Source organism: Lutimonas halocynthiae, from assembly GCF_030409835.1.
In the GTDB taxonomy this organism is placed as follows: Bacteria; Bacteroidota; Bacteroidia; order Flavobacteriales; family Flavobacteriaceae; genus Lutimonas; species Lutimonas halocynthiae.
This window is the reverse complement of the sequence record NZ_JAUFQO010000021.1, coordinates 1-525: the sequence shown is the minus strand read 5'-3', so window position 1 is coordinate 525 and position 525 is coordinate 1. Positions and strand designations below refer to the sequence as shown.

Sequence of the window (525 nt, the reverse complement as noted above, 5' to 3'; positions counted from 1 at the left end):
GGCCCCCCAACAAATACAGACGACAATAAAGGAGTTTATGCTTATGATAAAGCCAAACATACCTTATATGGACCAAAAGCCACCGCGGACGAATGGGGAGATCCACCTATAATGAAAGGACTGGATTCATTTCATATAGATTTTCAAGGTGCTAAATTATTTGTAGTTCCTGAAGCATTAAAGATCAATGAAATGGGTGCTGAAGGTGATTACTACCTGGACACTAAAATACCTAAGTTACACGGACCTAAAAAAGCCCCAGAATTGACTAGTGTCACTATTGAAACACTAATCGAATTTTCGAGTAAAAAGGATGATGATGCCATAGGATCATATTCTATTGATTTAAATAGCAAAACAATGTTTGGCCCTAAAAAAGATCCGAGCAAATGGGGTGAATCATTCGAGGTTAATATTGTAACCAAAGAGCCTGATGTCAAGGATATGACCAATGGATCTTATTACTATATTCAGGATGATAAGAAATTAATTGGACCTGTCGATATTACTTTGTGGCCGGAACTT

At 37.3% G+C, this 525-nt stretch carries 1 protein-coding gene; it reads left to right on the top strand.

Annotation, left to right across the window (positions count from 1 at the left end):
• Positions 1–525, top strand: a 525-nt coding sequence (locus QWY87_RS17830; RefSeq protein ID WP_290293747.1) for a hypothetical protein, incomplete at both ends; no start/stop codon positions are given.